At 51.0% G+C, this 12,811-nt stretch carries 9 protein-coding genes and 1 tRNA gene; all 10 read left to right on the top strand.

The annotated features are described in order from the left end of the window. The first annotated feature begins 47 nt into the window (after positions 1-47). The 10 genes from BLU30_RS04325 to BLU30_RS04285 all read left to right on the top strand — a co-directional run bounded on the left by BLU30_RS04325 (position 48) and on the right by BLU30_RS04285 (position 12,532). Positions 48-1,424, top strand: a complete 1,377-nt coding sequence (locus BLU30_RS04325; protein WP_090243843.1) for an amidohydrolase — start codon at positions 48-50, stop codon at positions 1,422-1,424. 33 nt (positions 1,425-1,457) lie between these two features. After that, positions 1,458-3,224, top strand: coding sequence for an adenine deaminase (locus BLU30_RS04320; RefSeq protein ID WP_090243842.1), 1,767 nt, complete (start codon positions 1,458-1,460; stop codon positions 3,222-3,224). Between the two features lie 303 nt (positions 3,225-3,527). After that, a tRNA-Lys gene (locus tag BLU30_RS04315) sits at positions 3,528-3,604 on the top strand. Between the two features lie 134 nt (positions 3,605-3,738). Further along, positions 3,739-3,870 (top strand): hypothetical protein, encoded by a 132-nt coding sequence (locus tag BLU30_RS14620; protein WP_278286238.1) that lies wholly within the window; start codon positions 3,739-3,741, stop codon positions 3,868-3,870. 270 nt (positions 3,871-4,140) lie between these two features. Next, positions 4,141-4,926 carry a sulfite exporter TauE/SafE family protein gene (locus BLU30_RS04310; RefSeq protein WP_090243840.1) on the top strand — a complete coding sequence of 262 codons (786 nt, stop codon included), beginning with the start codon at positions 4,141-4,143 and terminating at the stop codon, positions 4,924-4,926. Between the two features lie 163 nt (positions 4,927-5,089). Next, positions 5,090-6,262 (top strand): 1-propanol dehydrogenase PduQ, encoded by a 1,173-nt coding sequence (locus BLU30_RS04305; RefSeq protein WP_090243838.1) that lies wholly within the window; start codon positions 5,090-5,092, stop codon positions 6,260-6,262. A 65-nt stretch (positions 6,263-6,327) separates the two neighbouring features. Continuing rightward, the gene (locus tag BLU30_RS04300; protein WP_242873504.1) at positions 6,328-8,475 is read left to right on the top strand and encodes an ATP-dependent helicase; all 2,148 of its coding nucleotides are present in this window, start codon (positions 6,328-6,330) and stop codon (positions 8,473-8,475) included. 55 nt (positions 8,476-8,530) lie between these two features. Continuing rightward, complete coding sequence (locus tag BLU30_RS04295; protein WP_090244042.1) at positions 8,531-9,316, top strand: tyrosine-protein phosphatase; 786 nt, start codon at positions 8,531-8,533, stop codon at positions 9,314-9,316. A gap of 130 nt (positions 9,317-9,446) precedes the next feature. Next, positions 9,447-11,057 (top strand): potassium/proton antiporter, encoded by a 1,611-nt coding sequence (locus BLU30_RS04290; protein WP_090243834.1) that lies wholly within the window; start codon positions 9,447-9,449, stop codon positions 11,055-11,057. Positions 11,058-11,161: 104 nt separating this feature from the next. Continuing rightward, entirely contained in the window at positions 11,162-12,532 is a 1,371-nt protein-coding gene (locus BLU30_RS04285) for an MATE family efflux transporter (RefSeq protein WP_090243832.1), read from the top strand. Positions 12,533-12,811 lie beyond the last annotated feature (279 nt).

Raw genomic sequence — 12,811 nt, 5'->3', positions numbered from 1 at the left:
GTGGGAGAAGGGTGCAGTATAATGAAAGAAAGCATAAAAAGGAGGTAATGAAAAGCAACATGGTAAAACAGATTTATTTGAAAAATGCCATGATCCTGACCATGAATGATCAAAATCAGGTTTATGAGCGGGGGGATATCCTGATTAACGGAGACCGTATTCAGGCGGTGGGCAAGGTGGATCCTGCCACGATAACTATGGGGGCGGAGGTCTTTGATCTCCAGGGGAAATATGTCCTTCCAGGGCTGGTGAATACCCATGTCCATACCTCCCAGCAGATTAGCCGGGGCGTCGGGGATGATGTGGATTTTATGACCTGGCTGCATAAGCGCATGTGGCCCTTTGAAAGCAATATGACCGAGGAGGACTCCTACGTCTCCACCCTGATGTGCTGCCTGGAGCAAATCCGCTGTGGGGTGACCAGCTTTGCAGAGCCTGGGGGGCAATTTGTCTCTGGGATGGCCAGGGCGGTGGCCCAGTCCGGGCTCCGGGCCAAGCTGGCGAAATCCGTTATGGACTGTGGCGAGGGTCTTCCGGAAATTTGGCAACGGACTGCCGACGAAGAGCTGGAGCAGCAGGTTGAGGATTTGAAAAAATACCACAACACCGCCGATGGTCGGGTTCAGGTATGGTTTGGCCTACGGACCATCTTTAATAACACCGACGACCTCATCGTCCGAACCAAGGAGCTGGCGGATCACTACGGTGTTGGGGTTCATATGCACGTTGCGGAGGCGAAATCCGAAATCGAATATACCCAGGCCGTCTATGGGGAACCCACGGTAACCCATCTTAAAAAGCTGGGGGTGCTGGATAAAAACCTGCTGGCGGTCCACACCGTGTGGCTAACCAATGAAGAAATCGATTGGTTCAAAGCCTATGACGTAAAAGTTTCCCACAACCCCGCCTCGGCCATGCGGGTTTTAGGCTTTGCCAAGATTCCCCAAATGCTTACTAAAGGGGTCTGTGTCTCCATCGGAACCGATGGCGCCTCCTCTAGTAATCGGATGGACATGGTGGATGAAATGTGGCTGACATCTTTAATTCATAAAGGCTGGCGGCTGGATTCCACGGTGGTGCCCTCGGAGGATATCCTTCAGATGGCCACTAAAAATGGGGCACGGGCTCTGTTGGATGATGACCTTTACGGCAGTATTGAAGTGGGAAAAAAGGCCGACCTCATCATTGTTAATCCCCATGGACCTTCCATGATGCCCGTGAATGATCCCGTTGCCGCTCTGGTAACGGCCATGCATTCCAGTAATATTGAAAGTACCATGTGTGATGGGCGGTGGCTGATGAAGGATCGGGTTATCCTGACCCTGGATGAAGAAGCCATCCTGAAGGAGGCCCAGGAGCGGGCGGAAGCCATTTATGCTCGGGCCGGAATCGTATTGCCGGATCGCTATCCCGTTGTAAGATAGCTGATTATCGTATTGAGTATTAGGAGGTAGAAATTGAACACACAATTGTTGGCAGTAGCAGGGGGACAAGCACCTGCAGATATCGTTGTAAAAAATGGCAAATTGGTCAATGTGTATTCCCATGAAATTTATGATGGCGGTGTCGCCATCAGTGGCGATACCATTGCTGCCGTGGGTGATGTTGATTATTGCATCGGTGAAGGGACTGTGGTTATCGATGCCGGGGGACAGTATATTACTCCAGGTTTCATCGATGGGCATATCCATCCGGAAAGCACCAGCCTGGCCATTCGTTCCTTTGCGGAACTGGTATTAAAACACGGGACTACCGTGGTGATGACAGACCTCCACGAAATTGGCGTTGTCGCGGGAATCGAGGGTATTGAGGCTGTTTTGGATGAAGCAGCAGAAACCGCCCTTAAACTCTATTTTGTGGTGCCTTCCCACGTCCCCTTTTCACCCAATCTGGAAACCAGTGGGGGACGATTCGATTACGATATCATTAAAAAGGCCCTGGAACGTAAGGATGCCGTCGGTCTCTCAGAAATCGTCGGACCCTACGTATTGGCCGGTTTCCCGGACCTCTTAGCATCCATGGATATGGCGAAGGGACTGCCTGGAAAAACCTGCCAGGGCCATTTACCGGATATGAAGGGGCCCGCTATGAATGCTTGCCTGGCGGCAGGGGTAACCACGGACCACGAAGCCCTGGGGGCCGAGGATGCCCTCCTTCGTCTGAGAAACGGTTGCCATCTGATGATTCGTGAAGGCTCTGCTGCCCGGGGCCTGAAGGACTGCATCACGCCAATTTTAGAGTTGGGATTGGATACCTCCCGGGTGAGCATCGTCACCGATGATCTCCACACAGTAGATGCTGTGGAACGGGGCCATTTGGACGATGCCGTACGGGTCGCTCTGGATGCAGGGGTGGATTTTGCAACGGCCATCACCATGGTCTCCCTCAATGCCGCCCGGGCCTTCCATTTGGATGATGAAATTGGTGGTTTAGCCCCTGGACGTCGGGCCGATGTGAACATCACCACAGGACCCGAGAATTTCAAGGTCCTCAGCGTCATTGCCGGGGGAACACCGATTTTAGATCAGGGGAAAATGCTCATCCATTATCCTGTGGCTGACCATCAGCCGTGTCTGTTAAATACGACGACTCTGAAACACCCCATTACCCCGGATAGCTTTAAAATGAAAGCGCCAGAGGGGGCAAAAAAGGTGAAGGTTCAAGTAATGGATACCCTGCCATGGATTCCCATTACCGAAGGTCGGGAAGTGGTGCTGGATGTGGTGGATGGCGCCATCACCTGTGATGTAGCCCAGGATGTATTATATATTGCCCAGGTTGAACGTTATGGCAAAAATGGCAATGTGGGGAAGGCCTTTATGGGTGGTTTCCATATGCAGGCAGGTGCCATTGCTTCATCAGTGGGCCATGATAATCACAATGTCATTGTTCTGGGGACTAATTTCGAGGATATGTCCGTGGCTGTCAACCACCTCATTGATATCGGTGGGGGACAATGTGTCGTGGTAGATGGCCAGGTGGTGGCCGAGGTGGCTTATCCCATTTGTGGGCTTCTGTCCGATCTTTCTGGGGAAGCACTGGCAGCAGAAAAGAAAAAACTCAATGCTGCCATTCACGATTTGGGATGTCCCATTGCCATTCCCTTTATGTTTTTATCCTTCATTTGCTTGGCAGCACTGCCAACCTATGCCATTACCGATATGGGCTTTATCAATGTCCTCACCCAGGAAGTCATTAATCCTATTTTAGAGGTTGTCGAATAATCGTTGGAATGCAAAAAGGCACTGCCGACCATGCAGTGCCTTTTTATAGGGGTGTAGAAAATTGATGGATGGCATCACCTGCTCGTTTTCTTCATAATAACCATCCTTTCCGGGACCATGGAATTTTTCTGTGATGGTACCTGTTGCTTTTAAATTATAGAAGGGGATTCTTAATGAAAAGGGGAAAGGTATGGTTGAGTGAAAAATTTTAAGAAAGTATCAATAAAAAAATAAAAAAGTACTTGCTTTTTTTATATCACTCGTCTATACTATATAAGTACCGCAAATGAGCGGTCAATAAATGGGCCATTAGCTCAGTTGGCTAGAGCACCTGACTCTTAATCAGGGTGTCCAGGGTTCGAGTCCCTGATGGCCCACCATTTAGAAAATCGTGTCAAACCAAAAGGTTTGGCATTTTTTATTTGTAATAATTATGATATACTGTGTTTACAGGCGTACTGCCTGGCCTACTGGTTGCGGTAGCGGATAAGTCCCCCTAGACAGGAGGACGCCTATGATTCGGTTTATAATCGGCTATTTTAGTTGCTGTGGTTTGCTTTTGTGGTGGCTTCATGCCGCGACAAAGCTGACCAGGGCAGAAGAAAAAGCGTATCGAGAATACTTCGAAAATAGAGAAAACCGCTAGTCCCTGATAAGATTTAGCGGTTTTCAAAAACAGTTAAATTCCGGGGCACCGCAGCCGTAGCCAGTAGTGCGCCTGTCTTTATATTTATTATAGCATTTTAGGGATGCTTGTCAATATGGGTTTACAATCCCTGACCGTGCTTCACCACTTTATCTGCGCTCTGAAAGCTGTCTGGGCAGCTCTTCTAAAAAATGAACGAAGCGTGACTAAGTCCTTTGACGACCATGCTATCCTAAGTTCATCGAATAAATTAGGAGAGTGAAGAACACAATGGTCGTTGTATTTTATGGTATTGCACTTTTTTCCTGTCTTATCGGAACCATCTGCGGTATGGGAGGCGGGGTTATTATTAAGCCGGTATTGGATGCTTCCCAGCTTATGCCTGTGGCCACGGTCAATTTTCTGTCAGGGGTAACCGTGGTGGGGATGACTCTGTGGAGTGTGGGGCGGACTCTGATAAAAGGAGAATCTATCATTGATTTAAGGATAGGGACACTGCTGGCTTTGAGTGCTGCCATTGGGGGATTGGCAGGAAAGCAGCTTTATCGGATGGTCGCCACTTTCTTTGAAGATCCTAATACGGCTGGTGGTATCCAGGGGGTGTTACTTTTTCTTGCAACGGGAGCAACCTTGATTTATACTCTTCGTCGGGCGAAAATCCCCCCTAAGCAGATTAAGTCCAGGGGGATAACCCTTATGATCGGCTTTGTGTTAGGGGTGTTTGGAGCGTTTCTGGGTATTGGCGGTGGCCCCTTTAATGTGGCGGTATTATGCTATTTTTTTTCAATGGCGACAAAGACGGCGACCCAGAATAGCTTGTACATTATTTTGTTCAGCCAGGCGGCAAGCACGGGGTATTCATTGATTCGGGGAAGTGTGACAGATTTTTATATTCCCATTCTCCTGGGAATGGTGACCTTTGGGATTCTGGGGAGTGAACTGGGACGGCGCCTCAATGGGCGGCTGACCACCCGCCAGGCGGATTGGATGCTTGTGGGAGCGATGGTGCTCATTATGGGACTCAGTGGAGGGAATGCGGTGGCGTATCTTTTGTGAGGGAACTGAAATATTGACAGGTATAAACTAGCTGAGTTCCATTAAATTATTGTCATCACCTGAACTTTTTGTGCAAATGCGTTATAATATCATCAAATCTAAACATTAAATCGTTGTAAAAATGAATCACTGTGAAATCATAGAGAAAATCGAGGAGGACAGCATGAGCAAAATGGATGAGGTTCGCTTTTTCCAGGTGAAACCCGCAATCTTTTACGGCATTGGTGCCATTGAAGAAATTGGCAATCATGATTTTAAACAGGTTTGTATTGTAACAGATGAAGGAATGGTCAAGTTTGGCCTGCTTAAAATGCTGACGGATGTGTTGGATGCCCACGGGATTAAATATCATGTTTTCGATGAAGTTGAGCCGGACCCCTCCACGGAAATCGTCGAGAAGGGCTTGACCCATATCCTCATGGAAAAGCCGGATGCTTTAATCGCGCTGGGTGGTGGCTCTGCCATCGACTCTGCGAAAGCGATTATTTACTATTGCTATAATTTCAAGAAAATCTTTTTTGAAGAAGATTATATTAAGAAGCCCTACTTTATTGCCATGCCGACCACCGCAGGGACGGGCTCTGAAGTGACTGAGTACGCGGTTATTACGGATAAAAAGAACAATACCAAGATTCCGTTGACGGATATTTTGATGATGCCGGATGCAGCCATCTTAGAACCTAAACTCATTGAAAGTGTTCCGGCCGGGGCCACGGCAGCTACGGGGATGGATGTCCTGACCCATGCCATTGAGTCCTATGTTTCTACGGATAATAATCCTTTCTCCCGGTGCTATTCCGCCAAGGCCGCAGAGCTTGTCTTTAAGAGCCTCTATGAATGCTATACCAACGGTGGTAATCTGGAAGCCAAGGCGAGTATGCAAATTGCCTCCTGTATGGCAGGGATTGCCTTCAATAGTGGTGGTCTGGGAATTACCCACAGTATTGCCCATGCCATTGGTGCCCAGTGGCACATGCCCCACGGTCTGGCTAACGCCATTACTATGCCTTATGTGGTTGCTTTTAATGGTGGGGATCAACGGGCAGAATATCTGTACACCCGGCTTCTCCACGCCATGGGGATGCATCGTGATGCGGGGACTACGGCTGCGGCTACGCTGGTACGTATGATCTTCAAGCTTTCCATTGATATGAGTATTCCCCTGACCCTTCGGGATAAGGGTGTAGAGGAATCGGATTTCTTAGCCAATCGAGACATCATTATCGATAAAGCCATGAAGGATGTATGTACAGTGACCAATCCGGTTAAGCCCACCCGGGAAGAAATGGGTTCGGTTCTCGATATGGTTTACTATGGCTGCCCCAAGGCAGAATAATTTAACGGTTAAAAAGCACCCGTCGATGCGGGTGTTTTTTTATGAAGGGGAAGGAAGGAGAACCCATGGATCTCACACAATATTTGGAGCGGTATGCCATCACCCTGAATGCCCAGCAGCGGGAGGCCATGGCGCGAATCCAGGGGGCGACCTTGCTTCTGGCGGTGCCAGGAAGTGGAAAGACGACGGTCATCATCTGTCGGCTGGGGTATATGATTCGGGAACTGGGGATTTCTGAGGATCAGATCCTCACTCTGACTTTTTCCCGGGCCGGGGCAAGGGATCTGGGACGACGTTACCGGAGTATTCTGGGGGGTGAAGGGGCGGCACCGCGGTTCTCAACGATCCATAGTTTTGCCCTCTCCGTCATCCGGACCTATGAAAGACAGACCGGTCGCCGGGCTTTTGATGTGCTCCAGGATGTGGGGGCGGTTATTCGGGAGCTCTTTCGGCAGGTGTTTCAAAGCTATCCCTCGGATAACGATATTGCGGACATCCTTGCGGCGATTACCTATACCAAGAATCTGATGTTAAATGAGGCGGAAATCGCTGCTTTTAAGGTGGGGGATTTGGATTTTCCCCGGATATACACTGCCTATGAGCAGTACAAGCGAAGGGCTCATTTGATGGACTTTGATGATATGCTGCGTTATGCCTGGCTGCTCCTTAAAAAATACCCTGCTCTTCTGGCCCATTTTACAGAGCGCTATCGCTACATCAATGTGGACGAGGCCCAGGATACCTCCAAAATCCAGTTTGAGCTGATCCATCTCCTGGTGGCCCGGTGGGGCAACCTGTTTATGGTGGGGGATGAGGATCAGAGTATTTACGGTTTTCGAGGCGCCTATCCCAAGGGATTATTGGATTTTGAGACCCATTATCCCCAGGGAAAGGTAATGCTTATGGAGACGAACTATCGAAGTACCGGAGCCCTGGTGGCATCAGCTAACCGCTTCATTACCCTCAACCAGGAGCGATACCCCAAAAAGATGACCACCCCCAATGCCCTGGGAGTCCCTGCGGTTCAGGAATATGTTAAAACCCTGGAGGATCAGTATCTTTTCCTGTTGAATTCGGTTCAAAAGGAAGGAAAGGAAACGGCGGTGTTGTATCGGAACAATGAATCCGCCATCCCCCTGGTGGATTTGTTCGAACGCCAGGGGATACCCTATCGTCTAAAGGAGCATAATCCGCTGTTTTTCAGCCATTTTGTGGTTCGGGATATCTTGGACTTCCTGGCTTTGGCCGAAGACCCCGGGGATGGGGAGCTCTTTGAAAAGAGTTACTATAAAATGAATTGCAGTATCTCAAAGGAGAACATGATGCAGGCCCTCAGACGGAAAAAGCCTGGGGAGACGGCATTCCACGCCCTGTACACCATACCAGGGATTCCTGAGTGGCTGGTGGAGCGGGTTCAGGACCAGGAGGCGGGGTTTCAGCGGCTGAAGACCCTGCCCATGACCCGAGTAGTGGATTATATTGAGCACCAGCTGGGCTACGGGGAGTACCTGGCGTATCGGGTAGAAACGGGGTGTCGGGAGGAGCAGCTCACCCAGAAAATGGAGATCCTAAAGACTCTTTCTAAGCGGGAGGATACCCGGGACGGCTTTCGGAGGCGTCTGGAGGATTTGGCTGCAATCCTCAGGGGAGAGACGGAGTCTAAAGGCAGAGGCGTGCTGCTGTCTACCATTCATTCCAGTAAGGGACTGGAATTCGAGAAGGTCTTCATCATTGATGCCGTGGATGGCGAGTTCCCCAGTCGGGCGGCCTTGGAGCCCACCGAGGAGGGGGAACGTCTGATGAATGAAGAAATTCGCTTGTTTTATGTGGGGGTGACTCGGGCAAAGGGAGAATTGGAGTTTATTTCCGTTGGGCATAAGGGACGATACAACCCCGCCCGCCCAGTATCCCGTTTTGTCGAACATTATTTAGGCCGGCGGCCGGTGGCGAAGGTGGCGGAAAAATCCATCACAGGGGACAAAGCGCCGGTCAAAAGGGGCTTGGGCATGGGGACTGCCAATATCCGGCCGGAGGTGATGCCTAAGGCTGCGGTCCCTGCCAACTGGGGAGTTGGAACCGTCATTACCCATGGGGGATTTGGTCCTGGGGAGATTATTGCTCTGGAGGGGGAGACGGCGACGGTGCGTTTTGAGACAGCCGGGGCGAAGAAGCTGAACCTGGCCATTTGTCTGAGTAAGGGAATCATTGAATGAAAATATTGCAAAAAACAAAAAATTACCGTATAATAAAACCATGGAGGTGGATGGGATGATCGATATGCACAATCACGTTTTATACGGGGTGGATGATGGGGCGGAGTGCCTTGAGGACAGTCTGGCCATGTTGGCGGAGGCAGCCCGGGTAGGCTATACCGGCGTGGTGTTAACCCCCCATTATATGGTGTATCAGGATTACACCGCCACGGTTCGGGAGAACCAGGTACGCCTGGCCCATTTAGAGCGGGCCCTGGATGAGGCGGGTATTCCCATTACCCTTTACCTGGGCAGTGAGCTTTTTTACGACTACGAGCTGGTTGGCCGAATTGGCACCGGTGCCTTTAAAACCCTGGGGGATAGTCCCTATTATCTGGTGGAAACCGGACGGCAGGGAGGGACTGCCCTGGGGATTCAGAATTTCATGGGGAAGCTAAGGGCGTCCGGGAGGAAAACCATCCTGGCCCACCCTGAGCGTTATGATTTCGTCCAGGAGGACCCCAATGTGCTTTTGGAATTCATGGCGGCAGGGACCCTGATTCAGTCCAATTACCTAAGCCTCATCGGCTACTACGGAGGTGCTACTCAGAGGACTCTGGAGGTAATGCTACGCCATGATATGGTCCAGCTGTTAGGCAGCGATGCCCACCAAGCCGAGGGCTATACCCTTTACCCCGAAGCGGCGGATGCCGGCATGACCCTGGTGGGGAAAGAGAAATGGCAGGACTTAGTGTGCATTAACCCAGAGAAAGTCATCCTGGGAACGGGCACTGTCACCACAAGCCCTTCTTTTTACAAAGCACCAGCCACAAAAAGTGTTGTTGGCCGGTTCACACTTTAATCGAAACGAAGACGTTCACTCCAGAGGAGAAGAGCGTCTTGTTTTTTTTAATCCTCACACGATGCCACCAGAAGCGAAGCGGAACGAATGTTTACTTCTTCCCCCAGATTAAAAGAAAGAAGGCGTACCCATGACCGATTATCTCCTACTCATTGCAGTAGCGATTCTATGCTGTTTGGCCCTGTACAAGCTATCTGACCGGATGGGGATTCCGGTGCTGCTGGCTTTTATCTTCCTGGGGATGGCCTTTGGAACTGATGGAATTTTGCGGATTGATTTTGACAATTATGCCCTGACGGAGCAGGTGTGCTCTGTGGCGTTGATCTTCATTATCTTTTACGGCGGATTCGGGACCCGGCTGGCGGAGGCTCGGTCCATTGTGGGGCAAGCTACCCTTCTTTCCACCCTTGGGGTGGTGGTCACAGCAGGGCTGACAGCCTGGTTTTGCCATGGCGTCCTGGGCTTTTCCTGGGGTGAGGGATGGCTGGCTGGGGCAGTGCTTTCGGCAACAGATGCGGCTTCCGTCTTTTCCATTTTACGGATGAAGCGCCTCAACCTCAAATATCATACGGCATCGCTCTTGGAAGTGGAAAGTGGGAGCAATGACCCCATTGCCTACATGCTGACCGTGTCTTGCATCGGGGTGATTTTGGGAACCGGGGGGACCACCCAGATCCTTGGGTTATTGGCGTCCCAATTATGTATCGGGGGTTTGGCTGGATTCCTCTTTGCCCGTGGTGCCGGATGGTTATTAAAGCGGGTGCACCTGCCGTCGGGATTTACCATGGCCCTGGTGGTAGCTATTACCATTCTGGCTTATGCCCTTCCAACTCGGTTTGGTGGCAATGGGTATCTCTCGGTTTACCTTTTGGGCATCGGCCTGGGCAATGTGGATTTTGTGGATAAGCGGGCTTTAGTCCATTTCTTTGATGGGGTCACAGATCTGATGCAGATGGCCGTGTTCTTTGCCTTGGGGCTTCTGGCCTTTCCATCCCGACTGCCAGAGGTTTTTATCCCGGCATTATGCATCGGCCTCTTCATTACCCTGGCGGCCAGACCGGCAATGGTCTTTGCCTTAATGGCCCCCTTCCGAGCACCACTGCGGCAGTGTATGTTGGTCTCCTGGGCGGGCCTCCGGGGGGCATCCTCCATGGTCTTTATGACCATGGCTATGCTGGCAGTGGACCCGGCTTCTGATTTGTTTCACATGGTCTTCCTCGTCGTGCTGGGGTCCATTTTGTTCCAGGGGACGCTTCTGCCCTGGATCGCCCGTCATCTGGATATGATCGATGCGAAGGAGGATGTCATGAAGACCTTCTCGGATTATAGTGAGACGACTCCAGTCAAATTTTTAGGCTCTATTCTCCGGGCAGATCATCCCTGGTGCGGCTGTACCCTGAATCACATCCAAATGCCCCCCTGTACCATTATCGCCCTTATTCAACGGGGGCCGGAGTTTATCATTCCCACCGGGAGTACGATTCTAAAGGTCGATGACCGCATTATCCTTTGTGCGAAAACAACAGAGGATCTTGAAGGTGTCCGTTTTGAAGAAAGGAAGCTGGAGCCTGGGGATAAGATGGTGGGCAAACCCCTGTCCGAGCTGTCCATGGAGAAGCGGCGTCTGGTTATTATGGTCCAGCGGGAGGATCGGATCATCATTCCCAAGGGGAGCACGGTATTAGCGGCAGGGGATATCCTTGTTATAACGCTTTTGGACCAGGATACCCTTTTGGAATAGAGGAACTGAAAATATCCATCAATTCTCAAGACTTTCCTTGCCAAGGAATCTTTATCTGTGTTATGATAGCCGTCGGCTATTATCATCGGGAAGGATGACAAGAAATGAAGGCAAGTAATGATTTGGGGCGGGACCCCATTATTGGTTTGGTGGCACGCCTGGCGATTCCGGCAATGGTGGCCCAGATGGTGAATGTGCTTTACAGTATCATCGATCGGATGTTCATTGGAAATATTCCGGAGATTGGGGGAATGGCCCTGGCTGGGGTGGGCGTATGCGGCCCCATCGTTACCCTGTTGTCCTCCTTTGGGATTCTCATTGGCTTGGGAGGGTCGATTCTCATGGCCATGCGGATGGGCGCCAAGGAGACGGCAGAGGCTCGACGGCTATTGGCTAACAGCACCGTGATGCTGGCGGTGGTGTCCCTGCTGTTGACCGTTATTTTTTTGTGCTCAAAGGGTTTTTTGATTCGGAGCTTCGGAGCGAGTCCGTCAACTTTTGGCTATGCCGATACCTATTTGACGATCTACACCCTGGGGTCGTTTTTTGCGTTGATGGCGGTTGGCCTGAATTATTTTATTACCTGCCAGGGCTTTGCCTTGGTGGGGATGGTGACAGTGCTCATCGGGGCGGTGACCAATATTGTGCTGGATGCGGTTTTTATCATCGGATTGGGCTGGGGCGTGGCGGGGGCGGCCTGGGCGACGGTTATCGCACAAATGCTCTCCTGTCTCTTTGCCATAGGGGTTTTGCGCTCTAAGATGATGCCGGTCCGGATCACCTTTGGGGGTTACGATTTTCGGATTTGGCGGCAGATTGTTACCATTGGCCTGCCGACATTTTTCATCTGGGCTTCGGACAGCGTAATCCTTATTGTGATGAATGCCAGTCTCCAGCATTATGGTGGGGCCCAGGGGGATGTCTTTATTTCCGCAGTGACCATTGCCCAGAGCTATTTCTTTTTGATTACGGGTCCTTTGGGGGGCTTAACCAGCGGAACCCAGGCTGTTTTAAGCTATAATTATGGGGGACGGGCAGTGGGGCGGATTCGACAGGCGCTTAAAGTAATTTTGACCTTTGGTCTCATATTGACCACAGGGATGTTTTTTGTCACCCGGTGGGTGGCGCCCCTCTTTGCCCGGGCCTTTACCCCGGATGTGGAAATTCAGGGTCTGGCCATTTGGGCCATGGGTGTCTTTACCCTGGCGGTGATTCCCTTGACCTTCCAGTATGTGCTGGTGGATGGACTGACCGCTTTGGGGCGGGTATGGACGGCCTTTTCCCTGGCTTTTATCCGAAAAGGAACCTATGTTCTGTGTGTGGTGGCCCTGCCCATAACCTGGGGGGTCCGTTCAGCCTTCTACGCCGAGCCTATTTCGGATGTGGTATCCTGCTGCGTATCGACTGTCGTATTCCTGTTGATTTTCCCACGGCTTTGCCGCCGGATGACGAGCAGGGACCAGCGCTTCCTTTAAGGAAGCTTCAGACTGTCGACAAACCCAGGGAAGGGTGATGATAAAAATACGAGAACCCTGGCTGCCCCTGCGGGCTGGCGGTTTCGATTTTCATCAAATCAAGAAGGCTAACCGGCCTTAAACCCTATCAAAACCGAAGGTTTTGCGCACTGACGAATGAGAACTTTCCCTTTGTTCGTCAGCGCCTTGCGGTGCTATCCAAATCTTTGATTTGGGATATAGCACCCATGCAACGCTTGTCCAAGAGCCAAAGGCGATTGGCAACAAGCGACTGCTGGG

It is taken from the genome of Eubacterium barkeri, from assembly GCF_900107125.1.
GTDB classification, from domain to species: domain Bacteria; phylum Bacillota; class Clostridia; order Eubacteriales; family Eubacteriaceae; genus Eubacterium_O; species Eubacterium_O barkeri.
The sequence above is the reverse complement of the archived record's forward strand: the minus strand, read 5'-3'. Positions and strand labels throughout refer to the sequence as shown.